We start from the raw sequence: 12,806 nt of genomic DNA, 5'->3' as shown, positions 1-12,806 counted from the left end.
TCACATCGTCGAGTACGCGACGATGCCGCGGCGCACGCCATCGAGGGCCTGACGCGCGGTACGGGCGAGCGTGAGATCCTCTGCGACGATCGAGAGCTGGTCGAGCAGATCGATCGTCTGCTTCGCCCAGCGGACGAAGTCGCCGGCGGCCATGTCGGCGTCGACGAGCACGCGGTCGAGCTGACCGCCGCGTGCCCACGCGTGCATCGCGCCGGCGAGACCGGCCGCCAGTGGCTCGGAGCCGGGGAGGTCGTGGGCCTGCTCGAGGTCGTCGAGCTCTGACCACAGCGTCGTCGTCTTCTCGTACGCGGTCCGGAACCGGCCGCGCGGAAGACCGCGCTCCCCGGAGTTGGCCTCGTCCCTGCGCGGTTCGTAGACCAGGCAGCACGCCATGGCGGCGAGCGAAGGAGCGTCCAGCCCTTCCCACAGTCCCTGGCGCAGCGACTCGGCCACCAGCAGGTCCCGCTCGCCGTAGATGCGGCGCATCGTGCGCCCGGCATCCGTCAGGGCGGTGTCATCCCCCTCCCCCGTGACGTAATCCAGGGTCGTCAGGACGTCCACGACGCGGTCGAACACGCGCGCCACGGTGCCGGTGCGCGTCGCGATCTGCTTGCGGGTGCGGTCGGTCTGCCTCTTCAGCTTCCAGTAGCGCTCCGCCCAGCGTGCATGCGCCTCACGATCCGGGCATCCGTGGCAGCCGTGTCGCTGCATACGGGTGCGCAGACCCTGGATCCGCTTGAGACGCTTGTCGCGCGCGGCGCGCGGGGCGTGTGCGTCCTGCCGGTTCTTCTTCTCGAGGTCGCTGAGCTCGCGGCGGATGCCGGCGTATTCGAGGAAGTCTCCGTGGTCGCACTGCATCGCCGTCCGGTATCCGTCCAGCGATTCCTCAGCCTCGCGGACCTGCCTGGCCAGTCCGACGACCGCGCGGTCGGCCTGGAACTGCGCGAAGGACGACTCCAGGATCTCCCTCGCCCTGGGACGTCCGAACAGGTCGATGAGGTTCACCGCCATGTTGTAGGTCGGGCGGAAGCTGGAGTTCAGCGGGTACGTGCGCCGTGACGCGAGCGCAGCGACCGCCTGCGGGTCCATGCCTTCGGTCCACTGCACCACGGCATGACCTTCGACATCGATGCCGCGGCGGCCCGCGCGACCGGTCAGCTGGGTGTACTCCCCCGACGTGATCGCCACTCGGGCCTCGCCGTTGAACTTCTCCATCTTCTCGAGCACGACCGTTCGGGCCGGCATGTTGATGCCGAGTGCGAGGGTCTCCGTCGCGAAGACGACCTTGACGAGCTTGCGGCGGAAGAGTTCCTCGACGACCTCCTTGAACGCCGGGAGCAGGCCGGCGTGGTGGGAGGCGACGCCGCGCTCGAGGTTGTCGACCCATTCGAAGAAGCCGAGGACACCGAGGTCCTCGTCCTGCAGCGTGCGGGTGCTCTCATCGACGAAGGCGCGGATCTCACGACGTTCCTCCGGCGTCGTCAGACGGATGCCGGAGCGGCGCACCTGCTGCACCGCGGCGTCGCACCCCACGCGGCTGAAGATGAAGAAGATGGCCGGCAGAAGGTTCGTGCGCTCGAGGAGCTGGACGACATCGGGCCGATCCATCCGCTCGATGCGCTGCGCGTTCGCCGAGCGCACGGGTCGGCGTCCGCCGCGGGGCGGACGGGGACCCTGGCGCCCCGCGTGCCGGTTGCTGCGGTACGACTGCGCCTGGCGATTGCCGTCGTAGCGGGAACCGGTGAAGGAACGGATCCGCATGAGCTCCTGGTTGACCGTCGCCGTGGCGACACCCGCCCGATCGTCGAAGAGCGGAAGAAGATCGTCGCGCACGAGCACGTGCTGTTCGAGCGGGACGGGGCGGATCTCGGAGACGATCACCTCGGTGTCACCGCGCACCGTGTCGAGCCAGTCGCCGAACTCCTCCGCATTGGACACCGTCGCACTCAGCGAGACCAGACGAACGGACGACGGGAGGTGGATGATGACCTCCTCCCACACGGCCCCGCGGAAACGGTCCGCGAGGTAGTGCACCTCGTCCATGACGACGAAGCGGAGGTCGCGGAGCGCCGGGGAGTCGGCATAGATCATGTTGCGCAGGACCTCGGTCGTCATCACGACGATCCGCGCGTTCCCGTTGATGTTCGTGTCGCCCGTCAGCAGACCGACGTTCTCGGCGCCGTACACCTCGACGAGCTCACGGAACTTCTGGTTCGACAGCGCCTTCATCGGCGTCGTGTAGAACGCCTTGTCCGACGGCGTCCGCATCGCGAGATGGATCGCGAACTCGCCGACGATCGTCTTTCCCGCGCCGGTGGGCGCCGCCACGAGCACGCTGCGCCCCTGCTCGAGCGCGTGGCAGCCCTCGACCTGGAACGGGTCGAGATCGAAGCGCTGTGCCGCGGCGAACGCGACGGTCTCGGGGTGCGCCGCGGCGTCGCGTGCGGCGGCGTACCGCTCAGCCGGGGAGGTCATGCGGGAGCGTCCGGGAGCAGTCCCTCGGCCTTCAACCGCTTGTTCTTGCGTCGGTCGAAGAGGAGCGACAGACCTGCGGCAGCGAAGAACAGCACCACGAGGATGCCCGCCAGCAGGAGCATGCTCACCACGTCGGCGGCGGGAGTCGCCAGCGCCGCGAAGACGGTGGCGATGAGGACGGCGACCCGCCAGCCCTTGATGATCGCCTTTCCCGTCATCACGCCGGCGACATTGAGCGCGACGAGAAAGACCGGCAGGACGAACGAGATGCCGACGACGAGCATGAGCTTCAGCGTGAAGTCGTAGTAGAGCTTCCCCTCATAGAGGTTGTTGGCACCCTCCGGGGTGAAGGTGGCCATGAGCTCGATGACGTGTGGGACGACAAGAGAGCCGACGTAGCAACCCGCGAAGAACAGCGGGATCGCCGCCGCGACGAAACCGACGGTGTACTTGATCTCCTTGCGCGTCAGCCCCGGCATGATGAATGCCCAGATCTGCCACAGCCAGATCGGCGCCGCGAGGAAGATGCCGATCGAGAACGCCATCCTCATCCGGAGGTCGAAGGGCGACGTCACAGAGGAGAAGGTCAGCCCGACGACGACCTCAGGATGCTCCGCGGCGATCCGGTCGATGGGCGCCGTGATGAAGGCGATGATCGGGTCCGTGACGAAGAACGCCACGATCATGGCGACGACGAGCGCCGCCGCGGAGATCATCAGCCGCCGGCGCAACTCCACGAGGTGAGCGCCGAGGGACATCCGGCGCTCGTTGCGTGGCTTGTCACCCGCGGCCGACTTCTTGTCGATCGCGGTCACCGTCGTCAGGTCGTCGGGGTGCCGCTGTTGCCGCCGTCATTACGCGGCGGTGCGCTGTTCTCAGAGGTGGTCGACACCACGGGTGCGTCGGCGACGTTCTGCTGCGTCGCGGCATCCTCTTCCTTCATCGCCTTCATCTCACCCTTGAAGACGCGCGCGGACTGTCCCATGCTCTTCGCCAGCGCCGGAAGCTTCGCCGCGCCGAACAGAAGCAGGATGACGAGGACGAGGACGAGCAGGTGCCAACCGGTCAATCCAGCCATGGTTCCCTCCCGGGTTCGAAGTCTTCGTGCAGTCTACCTGCGGAATCCATGTCACGGGTGTGCGTAGAGTGCGAGTCCCTCAGCGGCCCAGTCACGGGTCGCAGTCCGCGCGGCCTCCGGTTCGCACACCTTCAGGGACCCCCCGAAGCGACCGGCGACGCGCTTGATCGCCCGCGGGTCCGACAGGCGGATGGTGACGACGGCATCTTCTCCGTCGGCGCGGACGTTGTCGGACCGGGCGTAGTCGCCCAGCAACGGCACCAGACGCCTCGGCACCCGGACCGTGACCTGCGAGTCCACCTCACCTGTTCCGAACCCCTCCGGCACCGGGACATCCGCATGCGTGATGGGAATGTCGGTGAGGGTGGGTTCGCTGACCCTGTCCAGGTGGAACGTGCGGATCGCGCGTCGCATGTGGCACCAGCCCTGCAGGTACCACTGACCATTCGTGATGAGGACCTGCACGGGGTCGACGGTCCTTGTGGTCGGTGCGGCATCCGGCGCCTGGTAGCGGAACGACACCGCGACGCGGGCGCGCAGCGCCGCCGCCACGGCCTCGCGCACCTCGTCCACCGCGCTCGGCGCGATCACGACGTCCGCCGGTGCATCCGCAGCGGCTCTGGAGAGCTTGGCGAGGAGACCGGCGACGAGTCCGGAGTCGGACACTGCGGGCACCGCCGCGACCATCTGCAGTCCCGCGAGCAGCGCGGCGGCCTCGCGCGCGGTGAAGCGGGGCACGCGGCGGAGGCCGACGTCGTTGGTGATCTCGATGACGTCCTCTTCATCGAGCAGGTCCCAGTTGATGTCGAAGAGCTCGTGCGGCTGCTGCCAGTACCCGCTGTCGCCGGGGAGCCCGATCACGGTGAGCTTCTCGATCATGCCGCGCATCTCGCTCGTTGAGACGTCGAATTCGCGCGCCGCCTCCTCGAGCGACACCTGGCCGCGCTCGAGCAGGTAGGGCACGAGGGTGAGGTACGCCCGGACGCGGTCGACCGCGAGCAGCGGCTTGGGCTTGTCGGCCATCATGCCCCTCCCTCGGAGGGAGCGGCCTCATGGGCCGCCACTATCGCGCGCAGACGCGAGATCACCGCATCCCGCAGCGTGGTCGGCTCGACCACGCGCACCTCCGGCCCGTATGAGGCGAGTTCATCGGCGAAGATGTGCAGGTCCACGAACGGCACGCGGAAACCCTGCACCTCCGGTGTCGCGCGGCGCCCGAGTCGGAGCGCGGCTTCGGTCCCCGGCGTGATCTCCACCAGAGCAGAGTTCCGCGCGGCGACGTCCTGCAGACCGGCCAGTGCCCGGTCGCCCGCACCCTCCCGCAGACCGGGGTCGAACCCGCGGCGCGTGACGGTCACATCGCCGACGATGCGGCTGAGCAGGAAGGTGCGCTCGTCCTGGGCGTCGAGGTCGATGCCGTAGACGTGCCAACGCGCCTCGAAGTCGAGCAGAGCGAGAGGTTCGACCGTCCGACGACGCGGAGCCTCCTCCCCCGGCTTGAGGTAGTCGAACGTGACCACCCGGCAGTCCTCGATCGCGCTCTGCAACGGAGCGAAGCTGCTCTCCCTGGTGGTGATCCGCGGGGCGAACCCGATGATCGGCTCATCACCGTCGATGCCCAGCGCACGGATCTTGCGGACGCCGGCCTGCGCATCCGCGGAGGCCGATTCTGCGCTCCAGACGCTGCCCGCGAGCTGCAGGACGGCGAGTTCGGCTGGGCTGAAGGAGATGTCGGCCGGGAGGTCGTACTCGGCCTTCGGGATCCGGTAGCGGGCCTCTCGAAGGTCGTTGGGATCGCTCGAGTCGCCGATCGTCTCGATGGGCACACCCAGCGAACGCAGCTCGTCCTTGTCGCGTTCGAACATCTTCTCGAGCGCATCGGCTCGTGCGCCCGTCTGCGCGCGCTGACGGTAACCGGAGACACTGTCGAGGATCTGCTGCTTGGTGAGCCCGATCTCCGTGGCCATGAGCGCCACGACGAGATTCGTCTGACGCTCTTCCGGTGGGATGCGGGCGGCCATCACTGCCGCGCTGAGACCGGAGGATCGATGCCGAGGATGTCCACGACGAACACGAGAGTCGCGTTCGCCGGGACGGCACCGCTGCCCTGCTCGCCGTATCCGAGCTCGGGCGGTACGACGATGAGCACCTGGGAGCCGACGGTCTGACCCGCGAGCCCCTGCGTGAAACCGGGGATGAGGTTGGACATGTCGAAGGTCGCGGCGCCGCGATCCCACGACGAGTCGAAGACGGTGCGGTCCGCCCAGGTCACACCGGTGTAGTTGACCAGCACGGTGTCGTCCTCGGAGACCGTCGCGCCGTCGCCCTTGATGAGGGTCTGCACCTCGAGCTCAGTGGGCGCAGCCTTGTCCGGCACGATGATCCCGGGGCGGCCGTCGGGTGCGCGGACCACAGTGGGCATCCCCGCGGCGTCGTTGAACTGCAGGGCACCTTCGGCCTTCGTCGGGAACACGTCGACGACGTCGAACAGTGCGACGACCGGCTCGTCCGCGTCGAGGCCGAACCCGGAGAGGTTCTGGGCGCCGAAGTCCTCCGGCGAGACGAGGATCATCACCCGGGAGCCTTCCGTCGCGCACTTCAGCGCCTCGCCGAACACCGGCACGGTCTGCGCCCAGTACTCGACGCTGCCCAGCTGCGCACGGTCCTCGTCGTACGCCGTGCCACCGACCGGCTCACCGGTCTTGCCGGAGAACAGCGAGAACTCGAACACGGCGCTCTGGTTCGGGCTGGTGAGGGCACGGCCGTCACCGACCACGACGTCACCGAACGCGCTCTCCCCCGCCCCGACAGGCGTGAAGAGCTCGACGTCCGGCTCATCGCCGACCGCACCCGACACGTTCGCGAGGTCCTCGAGCCCGCTGGTGGCGGCCGCACGATCGCAGGCGGCAGCGTCGAACGATGGGCCTGCCGTGCATCCCGTCAGAGCGACGACGGCGAGAGCGAGAGTGGCCAGAGCGGCTGAGGATTTACGCACGCGCTCCAGTCTATTGCGAACGGTCCTCCGCGTCGCGCGACGCGGCGGCCCGCCGTGCGCCGTCCGCCGCCTTCGCGGCCTCACGTGCGCGCTTGCGCAGGTTCTTGTCGGTGATCTCGCGGTCTCCGACAGCACCCGGGGTCCACAGCTCGACGTCCTCGTCGCCGTAGCTGGACTTGGACGCGCGGCGCTTGACCTCCGGCGCGATCGTCCCCGGCGCGAGCCGACGTGCGGTGAGGAGGAATCCGGTGTGGGCCACCATCCGATGATCGGGCCGCACGGCGAGCCCCTCGACGTGCCATCCGCGGACCATGGTCTCGGAGGCATCGGGATCCGTGAAGCATCCGGTGCCGCGGATGTACTCCGCGACACGTGACAGCTGGGTCGCGGTGGCCACGTAGCAGAGCACGACGCCACCGGGAGTCAGGGCGTCGGCGACGGCATCCATCACCTCCCACGGGGCGAGCATGTCCAGCACCACTCGATCGACGCTGCCCGCCGGCATGGTCGAGGGCAACGCGTGCAGGAGATCTCCGACGACGACCTCCCAGGTGTCGGGCGTCCCGCCGAAGAACGTCTCCACGTTCGCCCTCGCGACGTCGGCGAAATCGTCGCGGCGCTCGAAGGACACCAGACGCCCGGCAGGACCGATCGCGCGTAGCAGCGACAACGACAGCGCACCTGAACCGACGCCGGCCTCGACGACGGTGGCGCCGGGGAAGATGTCGGCCTGCATGACGATCTGCGCCGCATCCTTCGGGTACACGATCGCCGCGCCCCGCGGCATCGACATGGCGAAATCGCGCAGCAGCGGCCGGAGTGCCAGGTATTCGTGGCCGGAGCTGTTGGTGACCACTGACCCGTCCGGCAGACCGATGAGATCACGGTGGAAGAGCACGCCATGGTGCGTGTGCATCTCGCCATCGGGCGCGAGTGTGATCGTGTGGAGCCGGTTCTTGGGCCCGGTGAGCTGCACCCGGTCCCCCTCGCGGAACGGTCCGCTGGGCCGCGGCGCCGCGACGCTCATCGGGTGGCCCCCTGCAGCGACCGGACGGAGGCGAACAGGTCGACGACGTCGGAGGCGCTGCGACCGTCGAGTGAGGGCCAGAGCGCGTGCGCACCTGCGTCATCGAGCGGAACCATGTGCGGGACGCCGAGCGTGACGGCGCCGGAAGTGATGCCCGCGCGGATGCCGGTGGGCGAATCCTCGATGACCAGCGTGTCGGCGATGTCGATCTCCAGCAGCTCGGCGGCCCGGAGGTACGGATCGGGGTGAGGCTTGGGGCGTGTGACCTCATCGCCGGGGACGACATGGTCGAAGGCATCGAACCCGATGAGATCCACGACGCTCCTGGCCATCCGCCCGAGGGACATCGTCACGAGCGCCGTGCGGATGCCGACGGCTCGCAGATCGCGCAGCAGTTCGCGCGCGCCGGGTCGGAACGGGACGCCCTGCGTGGCCAGTGCCGCTCGGACCTCGTCAGTGAGGCGCGCGACGATCGCGTCCGGTTCCATGTCGACGCCGGCGTCGCGCAGGATGCGGGCGCTGTCGTCCAGGCCGTTGCCCACGAGCTGCATCGCCTGCTCGTGGGACCAGGTGCCGCCGTACGACTCGACGAGCGTCGTCTCCGCCGCCATCCAATAGGGCTCCGTGTCGACCAGTGTTCCATCCATGTCCCAGAGGACTGCCTGCGGCTTGTGAGTCACCCGTCCATGCTATCCGGGGGATGCACCACGGCCGCCGGGCGCGCACTAGCCTGGAGGGAGGAGTCAGGTTCGGACGTCGGAGGGAGAACGAATGGATGCACTGGGAGATCGCATCGTCGTGGTCGCCTTCGACGGCTGGAACGACGCGGGTGAGGCCGCAAGCGGAGCGATCGACGTGCTCCGCGAGAGCGGCGGGTACGAGCTGGTCCATTCCGTGGACCCTGAGCTCTATTTCGACTATCAGTACACGCGGCCGTCGTCGAAGATGGACGCATCGGGCAAGCGCGAGCTCCGTTGGCCCGAGGCGGCCCTCTGGCGTCCCGCATCGCCCCCGGCCGACGGCGAGCCGGAGTTCTGGCTGCTCACCGGCGTCGAACCGGCTCGCACGTGGCAGGCGTTCGCGAACGAGTTCATCGACGTCGCGCTCCGCGACGACATCACGGGCTTCATCATGCTCGGGGCGATGCTCTCCGACGTCCCACACACCCGACCGATCTCGATCTTCGCGGCGAGCTCGAACGAGCGCACGCGAGAGGTGCTCGGCCTTGAGCGCTCGCTGTACGAGGGGCCCGTCGGGATCCTCAGCGTGATCGAGCACTTCGCGGAGGGGGCCGGGATCCCCACCGCGACGTTGTGGGCCAGCGTCCCGCACTACGTCGCCTCCGCCGCGCCGTCGCCCAAGGCGACCCTCGCCCTGCTCGACCGGCTCGAGGAGCTGACCGGAGTCGACTTCCCACGCGAGCGCCTCCGCACGGAGGCCGCCACCTGGGAGGCGTCGATCGACGCCGCCGCCGCGGACGATGAGGAGATGACGGAGTACATCCATCAGCTCGAGCGCACCCGCGACACCTGGGACTCCCCCGAGGCCTCCGGCGACGCGATCGCGCAGGCGTTCGAGCGGTATCTCCGCCGCCGCGGCGACGGCCCGGGCGATCACAAGCGCTGACGCGCGCCGGCTCTCAGGGCGCGATCACACCGGTGCCGAGCAGGATCAGCAGGGTCACTCCGAGCAGGATCCGGTAGATGACGAACGGCAGGAAGCTGCGCTTGGAGATCCAGTTCATGAAGAACGCGATCACACCGAGGGCGACGACGAAGGCGATGCCGGTGGCGGCGACCGTCTCACCCATCGTGAAGTACTGGTCCGGCGCGTCCCAGCTCTTGAACACCTGGTAGAAGCCGCTGCCGAACACCGCGGGGATCGCGAGCAGGAACGCGTAGCGTGCGGCGGCGGCGCGCTCGTACCCGAGGAAGAGCCCCATGGTGATCGTTCCCCCCGAGCGCGAGACGCCGGGAATCAGAGCGAGCGCCTGCGCGAACCCGTAGAGGATGCCGTGCGGATAGGTGATCTGGTCGAGCGTGCGGCGCTTCGCGCCGACGTGGTCCGCGACGCCGAGCAGGATGCCGAACGCGATCAGCATGATGGCGACGAGCCACATCGACCGCAGCACCGATTCGATCTCGTCCTGGAACAGCAGACCGAGCACGACGATGGGCACGCTGCCGATGATGATCAGCCATCCCATACGCGCGTCGGGGTCGTTGCGCGGCACCTTCCCTGCCAACGAACGGAACCACTGCCCGATGATCCGCACGATGTCGCGCCAGAAGAACACGACGACCGCGGCCTCGGTGCCGATCTGGGTGATCGCGGTGAACGCCGCCCCTGGATCCTCGCCCGATCCTGTGAACGTGCCGACGATGCGCAGATGCGCGCTGGAGGAGATCGGCAGGAACTCGGTGAGTCCCTGGATGATGCCGAGAAACAGCGCTTCGAGCAGGTGCATGGAGGGGCCTTCTGATAGATCCTGACGGAGCGGAATGCGTCAGTACGAGCGCATCAGATCGGTCAGAACCCGCTGACCGAAGACAAGCGATTCTACGGGCACGCGCTCGTCCACACCGTGGAACATCCCCGTGAAGTCGAGATCGGCGGGCAGGCGAAGAGGCGCGAACCCGTAGCCGGTGATCCCCAGCCGTGTGAGCGCCTTGTTGTCCGTGCCGGCGCCGAGCAGGTACGGGATCACGGGGACGCCAGGATCGTGCCTGCCGAGTGCCTGCACCATTGCCGTGACGAGGTCGCCTTCGAAGGGCGTCTCCATCCCGATGTCGCGCACCACCGTTTCGATGACGACGTCGTCGCCGACGATCCGCTGGAGCTCGGCGAGGACCTCGTCCTCCGTGCCGGGGATGACGCGGACGTCGATGAGCGCCTCTGCGCGCTCGGGGATGACGTTGTGCTTGTACCCCGCGGTGAGTGCAGTGGGATTCGTCGTCGTGCGCAGCGTGGAGCGCAGGAACGCCTCGGCGGGGCCGGATGCCGCAGCCAGGGCGTCCGGGTCGTCGTCGACTCTTCCCGTGAGGTCGCGCAGTCCCTGCAGCAGCGCGTTCGTCGTCGGGGTGAGGCGGACCGGCCAGCGCGTGCGGCCGATGGCGGAGACCGCCTCGGCGAGTCTCACGACCGCGTTGTCCTCGTGCAGACGGCTCCCGTGTCCCGCGCGTCCCCGCGCGACCAGACGGATCCACAGGAGAGCTTTCTCGCCCACCTGAAGCAGGTACGCGCGCCGGTCGTCGACCGAGATCGAGTATCCCCCGACCTCGCTGATCGCCTCCGTCGCCCCGGCGAACCATTCGGGGCGGTCCTTGACGACGAGCGCCGAGCCCTCGACGCCGCCGTTCTCCTCATCGGCGAAGAATGCCAGGACGAGGTCGCGCTCCGGCACCTCACCGGAGCGCAGGATGTCGGCGACAGAGGTGAGGATCATGGCATCCATGTTCTTCATGTCCACCGCGCCCCTCCCCCAGAGCAGGCCGTCGCGAACCTCGCCCGCAAACGGGTCGACGCTCCAGTCCTCGGCCATCGCCGGCACGACGTCGAGGTGACCGTGCACGACCAGCGCCGGCTTCGTCGAGTCCCTGCCCTTCACCCGCGCCGCGACGTTCGTGCGGCGTGGGATCGGCTCGTAGTACTCGGGCTCGAGCCCCAGACCCTCGAGGTATGCGCCGACGTACTCGGCCGCCTCCCGCTCGCCGTTCGCCTTTCCGCCGCCGAAGTTGGAGGTGTCGAAGCGAATGAGGTCCTGCGCGATGCGCACGACTTCCGGATGCTGGGGTGTGGACATGCTCCCAGGCTATCGAAGCCGGTGCGGCACGCCCGGGCCGTGGGCCGGTTCGTCGGCCCTCGGGAAACCTGGTAATGTTTCTCTTCGGTCGGCAACGGCCTTCACCACCTGCGCGGGTGGCGGAATGGTAGACGCGCTACGTTGAGGTCGTAGTGCCCGTAAGGGCGTGGGGGTTCAAGTCCCCCTCCGCGCACAGAAGAGAAAAGCCCCCTTTCGAGGGGGCTTTTCTCGTATCCGGCTCGGCGCCACCCGACTCGGCTCCACCCGGCTCGGCTCCACCCGCCACGCTTGGCGTGACACGAGTGGAGCCGCCTGCTGTCAGACGGCGCCGACGCCGAACAGGAGGCCGAGCCCGTACGTGATCGCCGCGGCGCCGAATCCGATCGCGAGCTGACGGAGCGCACGGCGCAGCGGCGGCCCCCCGGACAGGATGCCGACCACGGCACCGGTGGCGAGCAGCGCGACGCCCACGAGCACAAGAGCGACGAGCACGGCTGTGGTGCCCTCCAGACCGAAGATCCACGGCAGCACGGGGACGATCGCACCGGAGGCGAACAGGAGGAAGCTGGAGATCGCCGCCGTCCAGTCGCCGCCGACGACGTCATGGTCGCTCGTGGCGGCATGAGAGCGGATGGGCCCGGTGACAGAGCGCCGTGCACCCTCCTGCGCGGCGGCGATCACGCGACGTCCGCGCGCGAGCGCCTCGGCCTCATCCATTCCCCTCGCGCGATAGACGAGCGCGAGCTCGTTCTCGTCGATGTCGAGATCCCCGGCGGAGAGGGCGGCATCCTCATTGGCCTCGGTCGATGCGAGCAGCTCGCGTTGCGAGCGCACAGAGACGAACTCGCCCGCGCCCATCGAGAGGGCACCGGCCAACAGGCCGGCCAGCCCGCTGAACAGGACGAAGCCGGAGCTCACACCCGTCGCGCCGATTCCGAGCACGAGGGCGAGGTTGCTCACCAGCCCGTCGTTGGCACCGAACACGGCGGCGCGGAAGGACCCGGACAGGCGACGTCGTCCGCGCGCGGCGAGCCCCCGCACGACCTCGTAATGGATCTTCTCGTCCGCCCGCATCGCCGCGGTGGCGTACTTCTCGGTGTCATACGGCGACCGCGCCTCCGCGCTCTGAGCGAGCACGAGGACGAAGATCGAACCGAACCGTCCTGCCATCCATCCCAGTAACCGCGATCGGAGTCCGGCCCGAGGCAGCCTGGCCGGAGGTTCGCCGAGGAGGTCGAGCCAATGCTGTTCATGCCGGCGCTCCGCATCCGCGAGGCTCTGCAGGATCTGCTGCTCCTCACCGGTCTTCCGGTCCGCGAGCTTCTGATAGACCAGCCCCTCGGCGCGTTCCTCGACGAGGTATCGCGCCCAGCGTCGTCGATCTGCTTCAGTCGGCTCCAGGGCCGCGGGCGCGCTCATGTGTCCTCCG

At 68.6% G+C, this 12,806-nt stretch carries 12 protein-coding genes and 1 tRNA gene; 2 read left to right on the top strand and 11 right to left on the bottom strand.

Going from position 1 to position 12,806, the window contains the following annotated elements; genetic code table 11:
* The 8 genes from HD600_RS12970 to HD600_RS12935 all read right to left on the bottom strand — a co-directional run bounded on the left by HD600_RS12970 (window position 1) and on the right by HD600_RS12935 (window position 8,255).
* Window positions 1-2,475, bottom strand: a complete 2,475-nt coding sequence (locus HD600_RS12970) for a DEAD/DEAH box helicase (RefSeq protein WP_184284142.1) — start codon at window positions 2,473-2,475, stop codon at window positions 1-3.
* Window positions 2,472-3,233 (bottom strand): twin-arginine translocase subunit TatC, encoded by a 762-nt coding sequence (tatC, locus tag HD600_RS12965; RefSeq protein WP_144797003.1) that lies wholly within the window; start codon window positions 3,231-3,233, stop codon window positions 2,472-2,474. Before tatC ends, HD600_RS12970 begins: the two co-directional genes overlap by 4 nt.
* A gap of 62 nt (window positions 3,234-3,295) precedes the next feature.
* Complete coding sequence (gene tatA, locus HD600_RS12960; RefSeq protein ID WP_144796077.1) at window positions 3,296-3,553, bottom strand: Sec-independent protein translocase subunit TatA; 258 nt, start codon at window positions 3,551-3,553, stop codon at window positions 3,296-3,298.
* A 51-nt stretch (window positions 3,554-3,604) separates the two neighbouring features.
* Entirely contained in the window at window positions 3,605-4,579 is a 975-nt protein-coding gene (locus HD600_RS12955; protein WP_313959773.1) for a helix-turn-helix transcriptional regulator, read from the bottom strand.
* Complete coding sequence (locus HD600_RS12950; protein WP_144796076.1) at window positions 4,576-5,574, bottom strand: helix-turn-helix transcriptional regulator; 999 nt, start codon at window positions 5,572-5,574, stop codon at window positions 4,576-4,578. The genes HD600_RS12955 and HD600_RS12950 overlap by 4 nt, the downstream gene beginning before the upstream one ends.
* The gene (locus HD600_RS12945; protein ID WP_184284141.1) at window positions 5,574-6,548 is read right to left on the bottom strand and encodes an FKBP-type peptidyl-prolyl cis-trans isomerase; all 975 of its coding nucleotides are present in this window, start codon (window positions 6,546-6,548) and stop codon (window positions 5,574-5,576) included. The genes HD600_RS12950 and HD600_RS12945 overlap by 1 nt, the downstream gene beginning before the upstream one ends.
* A 10-nt stretch (window positions 6,549-6,558) precedes the next feature.
* Window positions 6,559-7,575, bottom strand: a complete 1,017-nt coding sequence (locus HD600_RS12940; protein ID WP_184284140.1) for a tRNA (adenine-N1)-methyltransferase — start codon at window positions 7,573-7,575, stop codon at window positions 6,559-6,561.
* Window positions 7,572-8,255: an HAD family hydrolase gene (locus HD600_RS12935; RefSeq protein WP_184284139.1), complete on the bottom strand. Its 684-nt coding sequence runs from the start codon at window positions 8,253-8,255 to the stop codon at window positions 7,572-7,574. Before HD600_RS12935 ends, HD600_RS12940 begins: the two co-directional genes overlap by 4 nt.
* A 91-nt stretch (window positions 8,256-8,346) precedes the next feature.
* On the opposite strand from HD600_RS12935, the gene HD600_RS12930 reads away from it, so the two are divergent.
* Window positions 8,347-9,201, top strand: coding sequence for a PAC2 family protein (locus HD600_RS12930; RefSeq protein WP_184284138.1), 855 nt, complete (start codon window positions 8,347-8,349; stop codon window positions 9,199-9,201).
* 13 nt (window positions 9,202-9,214) lie between these two features.
* On the opposite strand, the gene HD600_RS12925 is transcribed toward HD600_RS12930, so the two are convergent.
* Window positions 9,215-10,042, bottom strand: coding sequence for an undecaprenyl-diphosphate phosphatase (locus HD600_RS12925; RefSeq protein ID WP_144796071.1), 828 nt, complete (start codon window positions 10,040-10,042; stop codon window positions 9,215-9,217).
* 39 nt (window positions 10,043-10,081) lie between these two features.
* Complete coding sequence (locus tag HD600_RS12920) at window positions 10,082-11,377, bottom strand: M20/M25/M40 family metallo-hydrolase (RefSeq protein WP_184284137.1); 1,296 nt, start codon at window positions 11,375-11,377, stop codon at window positions 10,082-10,084.
* A 110-nt stretch (window positions 11,378-11,487) separates the two neighbouring features.
* Between HD600_RS12920 and HD600_RS12915 the strand changes: the two genes are divergently transcribed.
* A tRNA-Leu gene (locus HD600_RS12915) sits at window positions 11,488-11,570 on the top strand.
* A 125-nt stretch (window positions 11,571-11,695) separates the two neighbouring features.
* On the opposite strand, the gene HD600_RS12910 is transcribed toward HD600_RS12915, so the two are convergent.
* Window positions 11,696-12,796 (bottom strand): VIT1/CCC1 transporter family protein, encoded by a 1,101-nt coding sequence (locus tag HD600_RS12910; RefSeq protein ID WP_184284134.1) that lies wholly within the window; start codon window positions 12,794-12,796, stop codon window positions 11,696-11,698.
* Window positions 12,797-12,806: the final 10 nt, after the last annotated feature.

Origin of the sequence: Microbacterium ginsengiterrae (assembly GCF_014205075.1) — a bacterium.
Classification (GTDB): domain Bacteria; phylum Actinomycetota; class Actinomycetes; order Actinomycetales; family Microbacteriaceae; genus Microbacterium; species Microbacterium ginsengiterrae.
The sequence above is the reverse complement of the archived record's forward strand: the minus strand, read 5'-3'. Positions and strand labels throughout refer to the sequence as shown.

Excerpts from the sequence above, each read along its gene's own strand:
- HD600_RS12950 (WP_144796076.1), bottom strand. The coding sequence starts at position 5,574 with ATGGCCGCCCGCATCCCACCGGAAGAGCGTCAGACGAATCTCGTCGTG.
- HD600_RS12910 (WP_184284134.1), bottom strand. The coding sequence starts at position 12,796 with ATGAGCGCGCCCGCGGCCCTGGAGCCGACTGAAGCAGATCGACGACGC.
- HD600_RS12940 (WP_184284140.1), bottom strand. The coding sequence starts at position 7,575 with ATGAGCGTCGCGGCGCCGCGGCCCAGCGGACCGTTCCGCGAGGGGGAC.
- HD600_RS12930 (WP_184284138.1), top strand. The coding sequence starts at position 8,347 with ATGGATGCACTGGGAGATCGCATCGTCGTGGTCGCCTTCGACGGCTGG.
- HD600_RS12925 (WP_144796071.1), bottom strand. The coding sequence starts at position 10,042 with ATGCACCTGCTCGAAGCGCTGTTTCTCGGCATCATCCAGGGACTCACC.
- HD600_RS12970 (WP_184284142.1), bottom strand. The coding sequence starts at position 2,475 with ATGACCTCCCCGGCTGAGCGGTACGCCGCCGCACGCGACGCCGCGGCG.
- tatA (WP_144796077.1), bottom strand. The coding sequence starts at position 3,553 with ATGGCTGGATTGACCGGTTGGCACCTGCTCGTCCTCGTCCTCGTCATC.
- tatC (WP_144797003.1), bottom strand. The coding sequence starts at position 3,233 with ATGTCCCTCGGCGCTCACCTCGTGGAGTTGCGCCGGCGGCTGATGATC.
- HD600_RS12955 (WP_313959773.1), bottom strand. The coding sequence starts at position 4,579 with ATGATGGCCGACAAGCCCAAGCCGCTGCTCGCGGTCGACCGCGTCCGG.
- HD600_RS12920 (WP_184284137.1), bottom strand. The coding sequence starts at position 11,377 with ATGTCCACACCCCAGCATCCGGAAGTCGTGCGCATCGCGCAGGACCTC.